Consider the following 14698-nt stretch of genomic DNA (forward strand, 5'->3'; position numbering starts at 1 on the left):
AGTGGAGCCATGAACGCGAGAACCTCAGTCAGCTCGTGCATCGCTATGCCAGCGAATCCACGCGAGCGACCTGGCCGTCGCACCCGCTGTTCGGTTCACTCACTGGCGCACAGTGGGGACAGCTCGGCTGGAAGCATCTCGATCATCACCTTCGGCAGTTCGGAGTCTGATTCATGGCGGCATCAGCACCAGAGTGGTGGCAGCGTGGTCCGGTGGACGGTGTACCCGACATGTTGCAGCCGGTGGCGCATATGCTGCTGCAGATGCGCGATGAAGTTGCGGCCGCGGTGGCAGATCTCCCGGTGGATGCATGGAATGCCCGTCCCGCGGGCGTGGCCAGCGTCGGTTACCATGTGCGTCACATGACAGGGGTGCTTGATCGCCTATTCACCTACGCGCGCGGTGAGGCGCTGAACGACGCACAGTTCTTCGCACTCCGCATCGAAGGTGATGTGGTGCAGGAAACGGAACGTGCGATGCTGGTGACGCAGCTGTCGTCGCGCGTCGATGCGTGTCTCGATGCGCTGCGCGGGACGGATACTTCCACGCTGGCCGAGATGCGTCTGGTGGGGCGAGCCGGCGTGCCAAGCACGGTGCTCGGCTGCCTGGTGCATGCGGGAGAACATTGCATGCGACATCTCGGTCAGTTGCTGGTGACGGCTCGGGTGGGGCGTGTATAGACATGGCTCTTTCCATCGAACGCCTGACAACGCGTGAGCTGAACGCGGACCAGCGAACCGCGATGCTGACATTGTGCGCTGAAGCGTATGAGGAAGATCTTTCGGCCTATCTCACGGATATCGGCGAAGGCGAGCACCTCCTGGGGTGGCAGGACGATGTGCTCGTCAGTCACCTCATGTGGGTGGAGCGCCTGCTGCATCGCGATCGACGCAGTGCATCGCTGCGTCCTCCGTTCCGTTCGGCGTACATCGAACTGGTGGCGACTGCACCAGCGCAGCAGGGGCGTGGCCATGCATCGGCACTCATGCGCGCGGCGGCTGTTGCCATCAGTGACTTCGATATCGGCGCGCTTTCGCCGAGCGACGAGCAGTTCTATGCGCGTCTCGGATGGGAAACATGGCGCGGGCCGTTGTTCGTGCGGCCTCAGCCGGATGAGGCCGGTCAGGCGGTGTGGGAGGCCACTCCGGACGAGGAGATCATGATCCTGCGGCTGCCGGCCACACCGTCACTGCTGGATCTGCGCGCGCCATTGGCCGTGGACTGGAGGCCGGGAGAAGTGTGGTGAGAATTGGGTCGACGTTGCAGGACAAGGACCCATCTGGGTTGCCGGTTCGACGGCCAGGCCATCGGAACGCATCTCGTACAGCAAAGCGCCCCTGCTGCTGGACACCTTCGAGACCCGCATCGGTGTGGTCACCATGGACCAGCTGCTGCGGCGGTTTCTCACCGACCCGAGCATCCGCACCACCCCGCAACTCCTGACCCTCATCGACGATGTAGCCGGTGCCGAGCACGGAGCCTGGTTTCGGGATCAACTGGGGCGCTGAACTGAGCCGGCCGGCTTCCCTACGAAAATGGAAGCCGCTGGTGACCGTTTTGAGACCAAAGTCGCACCCTGGCGGCATTCAGCGTCACAGTCCCGGTGCCGATCCTCGGGACAATGGCTATACGTCCCGTCTTTCACGATCCATCCGGCCGCCGCGGCCGGATCGTACGCGCGCTCCTTGGCAGCGCCGCGATAGCAGTGGTGGTTCTGGGTGGCACCTTCGCCGTGCGGGTTCTCCGTCCGCCGGTGGTGAAGCCGTTGCCCATCAACACCGCCACCGAAGCCGACCTTCACGCGCCTGATGCGTCACGAGGCCCGTCCCGGCTCGCCACCCGCAAGGTGCGTCCGTTGCCTCTGCCGCGACACGCGGCGACCGGCACCCCGACCGCCGACCCCATCGTCGCTGCGTTTGCCGTGCAGTGGGATGCCGGCAGTCGTGCGGCGCTCGAGCGCGTGGGGCATCGCCTCGACTGGGTCATCGTCGAAGGGGCCTTCCTCGGTCGTGGCAAGCCCGGTGAAATCACGGTCACACTGGACGACGACCTGCTGGCCAGTGCCCGCAAGACCGGCGCGCGCGTGCACCTCATGCTCACCAACTTCGGCGCCTCGGGCTTCGACTCGTCGCTGGTGTCGTCGGTGGTGGCGCATGACGACCGGCGCGCCGCGGCTGTCGCGCAGCTCGCCCAGCTGGTGCAGCGCAAGCAGCTCGGTGGTGTCACGGTCGACTTTGAGCTCGTGCCCACGGCGGCGCACCCTCAGGTGCTGACATTCATTCATGAACTGCGTGCGGCTCTTGCTCCGCTGGGAGCCACCGTCTCTGCGGCGGTGCCGGTGGGCGAGGGCGACGGCTACCCCCTGCGCGCCTATGGCGAAGCGGTGGACTATCTCATTCCCATGCTTTACGACGAGCATGGCAGCGTCGACGTGGCGGGACCCGTGGCCGGTTCGGCCTGGTTCGCCAAGCGTCTCGACGTGGTGCTTGACGCGGTGCCCGCGTCCAAGGTGATTGCTGGCCTTGGACAGTATGGCTACCACTGGCGCAGTGATCGCCCCGAAGTGGCGGCGAACATCAGCGTATCCGAAGCGATGGCGCTGTCCCGTGCCGCAACCACGGGTCCGCTCTTCGATGCGGCGACCCGCAACCCCACGGCCCAGTGGCGCGATGCCAATGGTATTGCGCACCAGGTGTGGTATCTCGATGCGGCCACGGCGTGGAACCAGGTGCATGTCTCGTTGCGCAGCGGCGCGGCCGGTGCCGCGTTCTGGCGCCTTGGCAGTGAAGATGCAACGATCTGGCGCATGCTCGATCGCAGCGGTGTGGTCGGTTCACCCGACTCGCTCATGCGCCTGCCCAATGATGGTGTGTCGGTGCTGGTGGGCGATGGTGAAGTGCTGGCTGTGGAAGGCCATACGGGCACGGGTGAACGCACGCTGGCGGTCGACCGTGCGGGCTTCATTGAACAGGAGACCATCCGCACCCCGCCTGGCGGTTATCTCGTCTCGCGTGGCGGACATCATGCGCGTCGCATCGCGCTGACGTTCGATGATGGCCCGGACGCTGACTGGACCGGGCCCATTCTGGACACGCTGGCGTCGCGCAACGCACTGGCGAGTTTCTTCGTGGTGGGTCGCCAGGTGCAACGGTTGCCAGAGCTGACCCGCCGCATCGTCGAGGAAGGACACGAAATCGGCAATCACTCGTGGAGCCATCCGGACATGGCGGGGCTGCGCAATGCGGCCATTCGTGTGGAGCTGGCGGCCACGGGCCGTGTGATCGAAGCCGTGACGGGCAAGCGCCCGTTGTTGTTCCGTCCGCCCTATATCGGCGATGCCCGTCCGTCGTCGGAAGAGCGTCTGCGCCCCATGGCCGTCGCCAATGAGCTGGGATACCGCGTGGTGGGCCTCGAGGTGGACACCAAGGACTGGTTCGAGACCGATCCCAGGATGGTCGTCTCGAATGCTTTGCGTGATGTGCGCCGCAACAATGGTCGCGTGATCCTGTTGCACGATGCCGGTGGCGATCGTTCGTCCACACTGGCCGCGCTCGGACCGCTGATCGACTCGTTGCGGGCCAGCGGTTTTGAACTCACGACGGTGGCGGGGCTGCTCGATGCGGCGCCGCAGGCTGGTCTGCAGGCTGCGCCCACCAGCGAAGCCCCGCAGCGTGCCATGAATGTGGCGGCGATGTTCGTGGCCACGTTCTTCGAGCGTGGTGTGGCCGCGGCGTTTTTTGTCGCATTGGTGCTCGGTGTGATTCGCCTGCTGCTCATTGGCGGTCTCGCCACGGTGCAGCGCTTCAGCAAGCCCTATGCGCGACGGGCCAAGGATGCTGAATGGCGTCCGCGCGTGTCGGTGCTCATTCCGGCATACAATGAAGGACGGGTGATCGGCCGTACCGTGCAGTCGGTGCTGTCGCAGGTCTACCCCGACCTCGAAGTGGTGGTGGTGGACGATGGTTCGTCCGACGACACCTGCGATGCCGCCCGACATGCGGTAGATGACGAACGTGTGCACGTGCTGCGGCAAGCCAATGCCGGCAAGGCAGCGGCGCTCAACACCGGCATTGCGATGGCCACGGGCGAAGTGATCGTGGTGATCGACGCCGATACGATCCTCGCGCCGGACGCCATTCTTCATCTCGTGCGTCCCCTGGCCGACTCGCGCGTGGGCGCGGTGGCCGGCAACGCCAAGGTGGGCAATCGCATCAACCTGCTCACGCGCTGGCAGGCGGTGGAGTATGTCACCAGCCAGAATCTCGACCGCCGTGCCTTCGTGATGCTCAACTGCATCACGGTGGTCCCGGGTGCGATTGGCGCGTGGCGGCGTAGTGCGGTGCTGGCGGCCGGTGGTTTCTGTACGGACACGCTGGCCGAGGATCAGGACCTGACCCTCACGCTGCTGCGTGGCGGACACAAGGTGGCGCTCGCCGAACAGGCGGTGGCACTCACCGAAGCCCCGGAAACGTTCGGGGCCCTGCTCAAGCAGCGCTTTCGCTGGAGCTTTGGTACGCTGCAGTGTGCCTGGAAGCATCGCGGTGCGCTCATGAGCCGCGACGCCGGCGCGCTGGGCATGGTGGGCTTGCCCAACATCTGGTTGTTCCAGCTGCTCTTCCCGCTGCTCGCGCCGGCGGCGGACGTGGCGTTGTTGGCCAGCATCGCGCGCCTGCTGCTCGAAGCGCCGGCGCTTGGCGTGCATGCGGCGTGGGCACACGCACAGCCGGTGTTCCTGCTGTATGCGCTGTTCCTGCTCATCGACACGTTCACCGCCGTGCTGGGCGTGGCGTTCGAAAAGGGTGAGAGTCTCTCGCAGGCATTGCTGGTGCCGCTGCAGCGCGTGGCATACCGGCAGGTGCTGTATGTCGCGCTGCTCAAGGCCATGCGCGCCGCGGTGAAGGGCTGGGCGCCGGGATGGGGCAAGCTGGAGCGCACCGGGCGTGTGCAGGCGCTGCCGCAGAAAGCCTAGCGTTCACACATCGAGTCACTGTCACAGTTTCGCGGGGCCGTCCGTTCGTCGAAGACCGACAACGGGCGGCCCTGCGTTGTGTTGTGTGTATGGATGAGCCCGCTTTGTTCGTGACTTGATGGAGACAGTCGCGAACTCTGGCCGTGACGATGGAGGCGGTTGTTGCAGGTCCGATCGATCGGTGCGCCGCAGCACATCGCTGTCATGCGCGCCGATCGCCGCACTTCCTCACTGCACGTCTTCACCGCCGAAGGTGCCATCGTGACTCGCAGGACATTCCGCGCGGCTTCTGCCGCACTGGGCATGCTGGCTCTGGCCAGTTGCACCCAGGACACGGCCTCCACGGCGCCCAGCGCCGTACGCAATGCCGCAGAACAGGTGGGCCTGAGCGCTGCCGTCACGGTGGCCGAGGCCATTCGCATCAACGAAGTTGAATCGAACCAGGGCACGCCCGGTGATTGGGTGGAGCTGGTGAACCTGAGCAACGAGCCGGTGGACATCTCCGGCTATCGCCTCAAGGACAACGACGATTCGCGTCCGTTTGCCTTCCCCGTCGGCACCATCGTGCCGGCGAACGGTTTCCTCGTCGTCGAGGAAGCGCAGTTCGATTACGGCCTTGGCGCCAACGACATGGTGCGCCTGCTGGCGCCCGACAACACCACCATCATCGACAGCTACGCGTGGACGGCACACGCGAGCACGACCTACGCGCGCTGCCCGGATGGCACCGGTGCGTTCGGCACGGCCAGCACGGTGACGAAGGGTGCGGCCAACGACTGTGGCGCACCGATCCGCATCAACGAAGTCGAGTCGAGCGGTGGCACGCCGGGCGACTGGGTGGAGCTGTACAACCCGACCAACGCGCCGGTGAACGTTGGTGGCTACGTGGTGAAGGACGATGACGACACGCACGCCTATGTGATTCCGGCCGGCACCACCATCGCCGCACAGGGCTTCCTCGTCATCGACGAGTCGAGCCTCGGCTTTGGCCTTGGTGCACCGGATGCCGTGCGTCTGTTCCGTGCGAACGGCACCACGCTGGTGGACAGCTACAGCTGGACGACGCACGCCACGACGACGTACGGCCGTTGCCCGGATGGTTCGGGCTCGCTGGTGACGACGGCCGCTGCAACCAAGGGCACGGCGAACAACTGCGCTGCCGCCACGACGGCGGTGGTGATCAACGAAGTCGAGTCGAACGGCGACCCGGCTGGCGACTGGGTGGAGTTCTACAACACCGGTTCGACCACCGTCGACCTCTCGGGCTACGTCTTCCGCGACAATCAGGATGGCAGCGATCACAGCTACGTGATCCCGGCTGGTTCGACGATCGCGCCGGGTGGCTTCTTCGTACTGCTCGAATCGCAGTTCGGCTACGGCCTCGGCAACGATGACTCGGCGCGTCTGTTCGCCCCGGGCGGTGCCACGCTGGTCGCCTCGTACTCGTGGGGGCCGCACGCCGCCACGACGTATGCGCGTTGCCCGGATGGCACGGGTGAGTTCCGCACGAGCACTACGTCCACGCGCGGTGCGGCGAACGACTGCTCGGTGGCGGTGCGCATCAACGAAGTCGAGTCGAGCGGCGGCACGCCGGGCGACTGGGTCGAGCTCTACAACGCCGGCAACACCACGGTCGATATCTCGGGTTACGTCTTCCGCGACAACAACGACGCGGCCGGCTACCTGATCCCGACTGGCACGACGATCGCGGCCAATGGCTACCTCGTGCTCGAGGAAGCGCAGTTCAGCTTCGGACTCGGTTCGGCTGATGCGGCGCGTCTGTTTGCGCCGGGTGGCACGACGCTGATCGACAGCTATGTGTGGACGGCGCATGCGTCCACGACGTATGGCCGCTGCGCGAACGGCAGTGGTGCGTTCACCACGACGACCGCGCCGACCAAGGGCACCGCGAATGCCTGCCCGGGCGATATCGTGTACTCGGCGTGGCCGGGTGATCAGACGATCAGCAACGCCACGCCGGCGGGTACGCTCTTCGGCGGCAACATGAGCGGACTGTTCTACCAGCCGCAGGCTGGACTCGCCACGGGTGTGGTGTGGGCCGTGCGCAATGGCCCGGGCGCACTGTATCGCCTGACCAACGTGGGTGGCGTGTGGACGCCGAAGGCATCGCGCCTGTGGAGCAACGGCAAGGCGCTGCGCTATCCCGATGGCGCCGGTGATGTGGACGCGGAAGGCGTGACAGCGGTGGGCAACAGCATCTACGTGTCGGCCGAGCGCAACAACGCGGCCAGCAGCATCAGCCGCAACAGCATCCTGCTGTTCGATGTATCGGTGGAAAATGGTGCGGTGCTGGTGGCGCAGCGTGAGTGGAACATCACGTCCGACATTCCGGCCAACGGTGCCAACCTGGGCCTCGAGGGCATCACGCGTGTGCCGGATGCCTTCCTGGTGGCGCGTGGTTTCTACGACGAAAGCAAGGGTCGTGCGTACAACCCGTCCGACTATCCGAACCACAACGGCGGCGTGTTCTTCGTCGGCGTGGAAGGCACGGGTCAGATACACGCCTATGCGCTCGACCATGTGAGCGGCGGCTTCACGCGCCTGGCGTCGTTCACCAGCGGCTTCTCGACGGTCATGGACCTGACATTCGACACGGAGCTCGGTCAGTTCTGGGCCGTGTGCGACGACACCTGCCAGGGGCGCACGGCGGTGCTGCGCATCGATACGCAGGCCGGCTCGGCCACGCAGGGCCGCTTCGTCGTGGCGCAGCGCTTCGAGCGCCCGACGGGCATGCCCAATCTCAACAACGAAGGCTTCACGTTCGCGCCGCTGGCCGAGTGTGTTGATGGCAAGCGTCCGGCACTCTGGGCGGATGACGGTGAGACCGGCGGCTTCTCGCTGCGCGGTGGCTTCATCACCTGCACGCCCTTCTGACACGCCTTCTGATCGCGATCCGCGATTCATTCTTTCGACCTTCAGTTCATACCGACCATGCGTTTCTCCAAGCTGACTTCTTTCGTGGCTGCAGCCGCGCTGACCCTCGCGCCGGTGGCGGCGCAGGCACAGCTCGCGGTGTTCACGAACTTTGCAGACTTCCTGGCCGCCACGTCGGGCGCGTCCACGGATTCCTTTGACGACCTCAGCGAAGGCTGGAGCACCAGCCCCCTGTCGCGCACCGCAGGCACGCACAACTACACGGTGAGCGCCAACACCAGCGGTTTCTATGGCGTTGGCACGAACGCCGATCGCTGGCTCTCGAGCGAGATGTCCACCGACATCGTGACGTTCAGTGGCTTTGATGCCACGGTACGGGGCGTGGGTGGCTTCTTCTTCGGCACCAACTTCGACGGCGCGTTTGCACAGGGCTTCAATGTGGTGGTGACGGCCACCAGCGCTTCGGGCTCGCTCTCGCAGTTGCTGGTCAGCCCGTCGACGAACTCGTTCCTCGGCTTCGTGGCCACGGATGACCTGCTGTCCCTGTCGTTCGCTATGGCAACGCCGACCGTGGACGCCTTCCCGACGGTGAACAACTTTGTGGTCGCGAAGGCCCCCACGGCGGTGCCGGAGCCGTCCTCGATGGTGCTGCTGTTGGCGGGTGCGGCCGGCATGGTGGTGGTGCTGAACCGTCGTCGCGCGGCGTAACGCGTTCCGTACGAAACGAAGCCCCCGGTGCGCAGATTCTTCATGCGCACCGGGGGCTTCGTCGTTTGTGTCGCGGCGATTCGCGTCAGCGCGGCGTTGTGATGCGCGCGTTGATCCACGCCACGATGTCACCGAGCACCTGCTCCTTGCCAATGTCCACGAGCAGGTCGTGGTAGTGTCCTTCGTACAGCCGCAGCGCCTTGTCGTGCGAGCCCGCTTCGTCGTAGAAGCGCTGTGAACCGTGCGGGCGCGTGGCCTTGTCGGCTGTGCCGTGAATGATGAACACCGGGACCTGCACGTCCTTGAAGCTGTGCCCGAGGTGATCATGCGCCCGAATGAGTTCAGCCAGCGTGTGTCCGGGTCCCGGTTCGTGCACGACCAGCGGATCGTTGCGGATGGCTTCCACCACCGCCGGATCGCGCGAGAAATCGGCCGGATTGAGGGAGAGCATGGGCGCGCGGGGAATCAGGTCGCCCACCACGCGCAGAGCCTGCAGGATGAACTCCGGCGGCGGTACCTCGAATGCAAAGCTCGCGCAGATGAATCCGCTGATCAGCTCGGGGTGTTGCTGCGCGAACACGGTGGAGATGACACCGCCGGCGCTGTGTCCGTAGAGAAAGACCTGGCGTCCGGGTTCCCGCGCACGCACCTGCTCCACGAACGCGGTGAGATCGTCGACACACGCCCCGTACGTGTCGATCCAGTAGCGATCACCGCCCGACTTGCCGTGCCCGCGCATGTCGTAGGCGTACACATTGAAGCCCCGCGCCACGAGTTCACGCGCGGTGCTGTCGTACTGGCCGCTGTGGGCGAGAAAGCCATGGTTGATCACCACGACGGCCCGCGGTGTCTCGGGACCTGTCCACGCGCGCGCATGCAGCGACAGTGCGTCGCTACGGGCAATCGTCCATTCCTGCGTCTGTACGGCGGTCATCGTCCGGCTCCGGCAATCGGTGGTTGCGCTCATGGGAGGGGCGGGGCCGCAAAAGCATATCGCCGGCCTTGGGGGCCGGCGATATGGGAATTGTACGGAGCGTGCAACGAAGCACGCGAATCCGCGCAATCAGGGCACAACGGTCCCCGGCGTCACGATCTTCACGCCATCGGCAAAGGTGGCCGTGAGCAGGTACAGCAGCTTGGTCGAGGGCAGGGCGGTGGAGGCGAGCGCGTACTCGGTGAGCTGGTGCGCGCCACTGGCCCGTGAGCCGCCAATGGCGATGCTCGGAATCTTGCGCACAACGCCCGGGTTCGCGTCGGTGGCACCGGTGGGCACGGCTTCCTGTGCGCCCGGCATACCGGCACTGATGCCGAGGAAGCGGTTGATGTCGACCGCCGTCTGCACCAGCGGATGCGCACGCGCGCCGGCGAGCTGCGCTTCCGTGCCACCGGCCTTGTTCTTCTGGTCCACTTCCACGCGCAGGCCGATCTTGTGCTTGTCGGCCACTTCCTGTGTCACGCGCGTGATCGTGCGATCGAGCGAGTCGAGCAGCACCGGATCCGGGCTGCGCAGGTCGATCGTGAAGTACAGCTCCTGCGGGATCGAGTTGAAGATCTCACCGCCCTTGATCTGGCCGATATTCATCACCGCACCGTTCGGCAGCGCGGCAAACTGCAGGGCGTACAGGCGGTCGATCGCTTCGGCCAGCGCGCGCACCGGCGTGGGGCGACCACGCGAGGCGAGTGTGTGCCCACCCGGGCTCGTGAAGACGTACTTGGTCCAGTAGATGCCCAGCGCACCATACGCCACGCTGCCGAACGCGCCGTCCGGCGCGATGAGCAGATCGGGGCGCGGGTTGTGCGCCAGCCAGAACTCGGCGCCCTTGAGGCCCACTTCTTCCTGCACCGTGCCGATGAAGATGATGTCACCCTTGTGGGTGAACTTCGTGGCATTCATCGCGCGAATCGTGGACAGCATGTTGGCCACCGACGCGGTGTTGTCACCCACACCCGGCGCAAACAGCGTGTCACCGCTACGACGCACCTTCTTGGGCGTGCTGTTCTCGAACACGACGTCCATGTGCGCCATGATGGCGATGGTCGGGCCACCGCCGGTCCCCTTCCGCACGCCGATCACATTGCCGATCGAGTCGGTGGACACCTTCAGGCCCGCCTTCGTGAACTCGGCGCGCACATGTGCCGCACGGATCTTCTCCTGTCCCGACTTCGACGGCATTTCCGTCATCGTGATCCATTCCTGGACCTGCTGCGGGAAGTTCTTCTCGATCAGGGCCATCGCCGCTTTCACATCGGGGCGTTCGGCGATCTTGGCATCCCAGCTGCTGGGATACTGGGCGGGCTGCTGAGCAGCGAGAGGGGCAGCGAGCAGCAAGCTCGCCGCGGCAACGGAGCGCAGGCGCATGGAATCGGTGGGTCGAAGTGGCAGGATATCCCTGAAATCTAGCGTCCGACCAGCGGGTTGCAGGTGCGCGGCGGCGGAAACTGCGGCAGTTCCGGGACGTATCGGAGGCCATACCGCCGTTCCGCTTCACATCGGCTTCACGCCGATGGGGTGGGTGTCCCGTACCGTCCGCTCATGCCCGCATCACTTCGTGTGCTCGTCATCGAGGACAATGCCGATCTCCGCGCCTGCATCGTGGCCACGTTCGAGGCCCACGGGCACCGCGCCGAGGGCGTCGCCAACGGCCGCCTTGGCCTGGATCGGGTCGATGTGGTGGCTCCCGATGTGGTGGTGCTCGACCTGACCTTGCCCGGTCCTGACGGCCTGCGTGTGTGCGAATTGCTGCGTGCGCGTCATGCGGATCGCATCCCTGTGCTCATGCTCACCGCGCGCGATACACTCGCCGACAAGCTGCGCGGCTTCTCGGTGGGCGCTGATGACTATCTGGTGAAACCATTTGCCGGCGAAGAGCTGGTGGCACGCTGTCAGGCATTGGCACGACGCTCTGCGCGTCCGTCGGCCGACGGGCAGACGGTCCAGCATATCGGTTCACTGGTGATCGATCGACAGCGGCGCCTGGCGAGCAGACAGGGTACTCCGCTGGTCGTCGCGAATATTCCGTGGCGCATTCTGGTCACGTTGGCCGACGCGTGGCCCCGCACCGTCACGAGAAGTGAGTTGCAGGATGCGGTCTGGCCGGACGGGCCACCATTGTCCGACGCGTTGCGGTCGCATCTGCACGTACTGCGCAGCGCGCTCGATCACGGGTTTGATCGCCCCATGCTCATCACGGTGCATGGAGTGGGCTTCCGACTGGATGAACGCGCATGACGATCATGCCGCATCCTCGCCCGCTCAGGCATCACCTGCTGCAGGCCTTCGCCGGTCTGGCCACGGCCATTTCGCTGCTGGCGGCTCTGTTGGCGTTCGCACTGGCCTACCAGGTGGAGGACGATGTGATCGAGTCTTCCATGCGGGCCGACGCCAAAGCTGTCGAACTGGCCTATCGAACCACCGGACAGTGGACATCGGCGTTGCCTTCCCATCTCCGGGTTGTGCGCACGGATGCCGAGTGGCCTCGGGACATCGCCGCGTTGGCGCGCGAAGAGCCGGGCCGCACCGAGTATCCGGGAACAGCCGGGCGGTACTATCACGCGCGGCGCATGGTCAGTGAATTCGGTGACCGTACCGCGCGGCCCGACAGCGCCTGGTTGCTCGCCGAGGTGGGCGATCGACTCGCACTGCGTCCGATGCGCGTGCGGCTGTGGGTGATGATTGCGGCAGCCTGGGCTCTCACGCTGTGTGCGGCGCTTCTCGTGGCCCGTCGTCTTGCGCACAGTATCGGTGAGCCCCTGGACCAGCTTGCGCAGCAGGTGTCGGCGTGGTCTCCCGGCCAGCCCGTGCCTCCGCTCGTCGGTCCCTGGCCGCACGCAGAAGTTGGAGATCTTGCTCGCCGCCTGACGCACAGCATGCAGCACATTCAGGGGCTGCTGGCTCGTGAGCGTGAGTTCGTGAGTGGTGCCAGTCACGAACTGCGCACGCCCATCAGCGTGGTGCGTTCGGCCAGTGACCTGCTGATGCGCGACACTGCACTGCCGGCGGGTGCACTGGAGCATGTGCACCGGGTGCATATGGCCTCCATGCAACTCGAGGAGACCACTGCGGCACTGCTTGCACTGGCGCGCGAAAACGAAGCGGGAAGTGAAGCCGGTGAGGTACCACTGGTGCCGCTGCTCGAGCAGATCGTGGTGCGCGAATCAATGGCCCGCAGCGGTCAGGCCTCGCCCGATCTCACAGTCACGGTGGACATCCCCGACCACACGACCGTCGTGGCCCGTGTTGCTGTGCTGCAGATCGTCCTGCGCAATCTGCTTGGCAACGCCATGCGCCACACGCTGTCAGGCCAGATAGCGGTGCATCGCGATGCCGATTGGCTGGTGGTGCGCAATGATGGCGTCATCGCGGCCGGTGCCGACAAGCCGCTTGCTGCGCCATTGGTGGTGCGCGCCGACCATGAGGGCATGGGGTTCGGGCTCACGCTGGTGCACCGCCTCTGCGCACGCCATGAACACCCGTTGGTCATCACGCGTGGACCTGACTGGTTCGAGGCCCGCGTGCGCCTCTTTCATCTGAGCTGAACGCATGTCTCTCCTCGCCGCGCGTGCGATGACACGGTTGCTGTCGCTGGGCCTGCTGACCTCTCTCGTCGGCTGCGACAATGACCACCTGCAGCCGTATGTGCCGCCGGCAGATTCGGCGGTACTCGAGCGAACGTTCACGGTGTCTGAGTTACAGGCGGATCTCGATACGCTGTTCGGCTGGATCGCGGACACCCATCCAGCGTTGGAAGCGCGGTCGCCGGATTCCACGCGCACACGCATGCAGGCGGAGCTGCGCGCGCGCATCGATCGCCCGATGACGCGTCGGCAGTACTTCCGGCTGATCGGATCGGCCACGTCGGTGTTTCGTGACGGTCATGCAGGTGTACTGGCGCCGTTCCCGGAGTACAACGGCTTTGTACAGGCAGGCGGAGCGGTCTTCCCGCTGCAGCTGGCGCGTCGCAACGGGACACTCGAGGTCGTGGTCGATGCCTCACCGGAGCAGGCCGTTCCCCGCGGCGCTGTTTTGCAGGCTATCGATGGCAAGCCCGTGGATTCGTTGCTCACGCATTGGGCGAGCTACGCCCGTGGAGAGTCGCCGGTGCTTCGAGAGGCCATCGTGCTCGAAGACCTCGCAGCATGGTATTGGCACCTGGAAGCGCCAGACTCTGTGCAGCGCACATATGCGATCCGGTTTGTCGCTGACGGTGCGGAGCGCGTGGTGCAGGTCCGTGCGGTGTCGCGCGATTCCCTGGCGGCACATCGCAAGCGGGGAAATGTGCAAGCCGGTGGTGCGAGCGGTGTCCTGGGCATCGACAGCAGCATGACAGGCATCACCTGGCTGGACATTCCGTACTTTGCCGGTGACGAAGATGCCTTCGAGCGCACGGTGGATCAGGCCATTGCGTCGGCCCGCGCGAGAAGGAGCAGTACGCTGGTGGTGGATGTCAGTCGCAGTCCCGGTGGCTCCACCGATCAGGTGGAATACCTGCTGGCGAGACTCACATCGAGTCCGTGCGCGCTGGTGTCGAAGGTGGAAGAGCGCATCAATGCACACAATCGCGGATTGCTGGGTTGGCGTGGTCGTAACGGCACGCTGCGCACCATGAATGACGATGTCGTGGTGCAGCCGAGCACACCGGATCAGCGCTTCGGTGGTCGCATTGTGGCGTTGATCGGCGCGCCGACCTACTCGGCAGCCATCGTCTTTGCGACTGCCGTGCGTGACTGCGGCATTGGCCTGCTGGCCGGCGAGCCGACGGGCGGTTTTGCGAATCAGACCGGTCAGATTCACTTCCGCGAGCTACCGCACACGCGGCTGCGCGCCTTCGCTCCCACGCGCGCACTCGTTAGACCGAACGGCAAGGTTGGCGCGGAGGTGTTGCTGCCAGACCTGCCCCTGCATCCGGGCGAGGGGCGACGTGAGCTCCTCGCGCGTCTGATCTCGGCAATGCCCGCGGGTGCCGGGCGCCATTGATGCGTGAAAATAGCCGTGGTGGCACGAATCCGATGACGGTAGGCGAACGCACTGGCTCCAACGTGTACGCTGTTACGACCGTTCTTCGCCTTTCAGCGGAATGCCATGGCACTCAAGCACAGCGAACTCACGCGAGAGATCATCGGTGTCTT

At 65.4% G+C, this 14698-nt stretch carries 12 protein-coding genes; 10 read left to right on the plus strand and 2 right to left on the minus strand.

What is annotated here, in order from left to right; all coding sequences use genetic code 11:
• The 7 genes from VGE27_RS19515 to VGE27_RS17275 all read left to right on the plus strand — a co-directional run.
• The coding region (locus VGE27_RS19515; protein WP_345788035.1) for a DUF1569 domain-containing protein at positions 1–170 on the plus strand (170 nt) is incomplete at its 5' end.
• Positions 171–173: 3 nt separating this feature from the next.
• Entirely contained in the window at positions 174–680 is a 507-nt protein-coding gene (locus VGE27_RS17250) for a DinB family protein (RefSeq protein ID WP_331050919.1), read from the plus strand.
• 2 nt (positions 681–682) lie between these two features.
• Positions 683–1246 (plus strand): GNAT family N-acetyltransferase, encoded by a 564-nt coding sequence (locus tag VGE27_RS17255; RefSeq protein ID WP_331050920.1) that lies wholly within the window; start codon positions 683–685, stop codon positions 1244–1246.
• A gap of 124 nt (positions 1247–1370) precedes the next feature.
• Positions 1371–1508, plus strand: a complete 138-nt coding sequence (locus tag VGE27_RS17260; protein ID WP_331050921.1) for a hypothetical protein — start codon at positions 1371–1373, stop codon at positions 1506–1508.
• A 113-nt stretch (positions 1509–1621) separates the two neighbouring features.
• On the plus strand, positions 1622–4969 hold the full coding sequence (locus tag VGE27_RS17265; RefSeq protein ID WP_331050922.1) for a glycosyltransferase: 3348 nt from the start codon (positions 1622–1624) through the stop codon (positions 4967–4969).
• 204 nt (positions 4970–5173) lie between these two features.
• Complete coding sequence (locus tag VGE27_RS17270; RefSeq protein WP_331050923.1) at positions 5174–7864, plus strand: lamin tail domain-containing protein; 2691 nt, start codon at positions 5174–5176, stop codon at positions 7862–7864.
• 57 nt (positions 7865–7921) lie between these two features.
• On the plus strand, positions 7922–8572 hold the full coding sequence (locus VGE27_RS17275) for a PEP-CTERM sorting domain-containing protein (protein ID WP_331050924.1): 651 nt from the start codon (positions 7922–7924) through the stop codon (positions 8570–8572).
• An 85-nt stretch (positions 8573–8657) separates the two neighbouring features.
• Here VGE27_RS17275 and VGE27_RS17280 read toward each other — a convergent pair whose 3' ends face one another.
• Together VGE27_RS17280 and VGE27_RS17285 are read right to left on the minus strand one after the other, a co-directional pair.
• The gene (locus VGE27_RS17280) at positions 8658–9506 is read right to left on the minus strand and encodes a lysophospholipase (protein WP_331050925.1); all 849 of its coding nucleotides are present in this window, start codon (positions 9504–9506) and stop codon (positions 8658–8660) included.
• Between the two features lie 129 nt (positions 9507–9635).
• Positions 9636–10931 (minus strand): M20 family metallopeptidase, encoded by a 1296-nt coding sequence (locus VGE27_RS17285; protein ID WP_331050926.1) that lies wholly within the window; start codon positions 10929–10931, stop codon positions 9636–9638.
• A gap of 174 nt (positions 10932–11105) precedes the next feature.
• On the opposite strand from VGE27_RS17285, the gene VGE27_RS17290 reads away from it, so the two are divergent.
• Genes VGE27_RS17290 through VGE27_RS17300 form a run of 3 tightly spaced genes read left to right on the plus strand, consistent with a single transcriptional unit; the run spans position 11106 to position 14546 of the window.
• Positions 11106–11801, plus strand: a complete 696-nt coding sequence (locus VGE27_RS17290) for a response regulator transcription factor (protein ID WP_331050927.1) — start codon at positions 11106–11108, stop codon at positions 11799–11801.
• 5 nt (positions 11802–11806) lie between these two features.
• The gene (locus VGE27_RS17295; protein ID WP_331050928.1) at positions 11807–13108 is read left to right on the plus strand and encodes a HAMP domain-containing sensor histidine kinase; all 1302 of its coding nucleotides are present in this window, start codon (positions 11807–11809) and stop codon (positions 13106–13108) included.
• A gap of 4 nt (positions 13109–13112) precedes the next feature.
• The gene (locus tag VGE27_RS17300) at positions 13113–14546 is read left to right on the plus strand and encodes a S41 family peptidase (protein WP_331050929.1); all 1434 of its coding nucleotides are present in this window, start codon (positions 13113–13115) and stop codon (positions 14544–14546) included.
• Positions 14547–14698 lie beyond the last annotated feature (152 nt).

It is taken from the genome of Gemmatimonas sp. (genome assembly GCF_036405635.1).
Lineage (GTDB): Bacteria > Gemmatimonadota > Gemmatimonadetes > Gemmatimonadales > Gemmatimonadaceae > Gemmatimonas.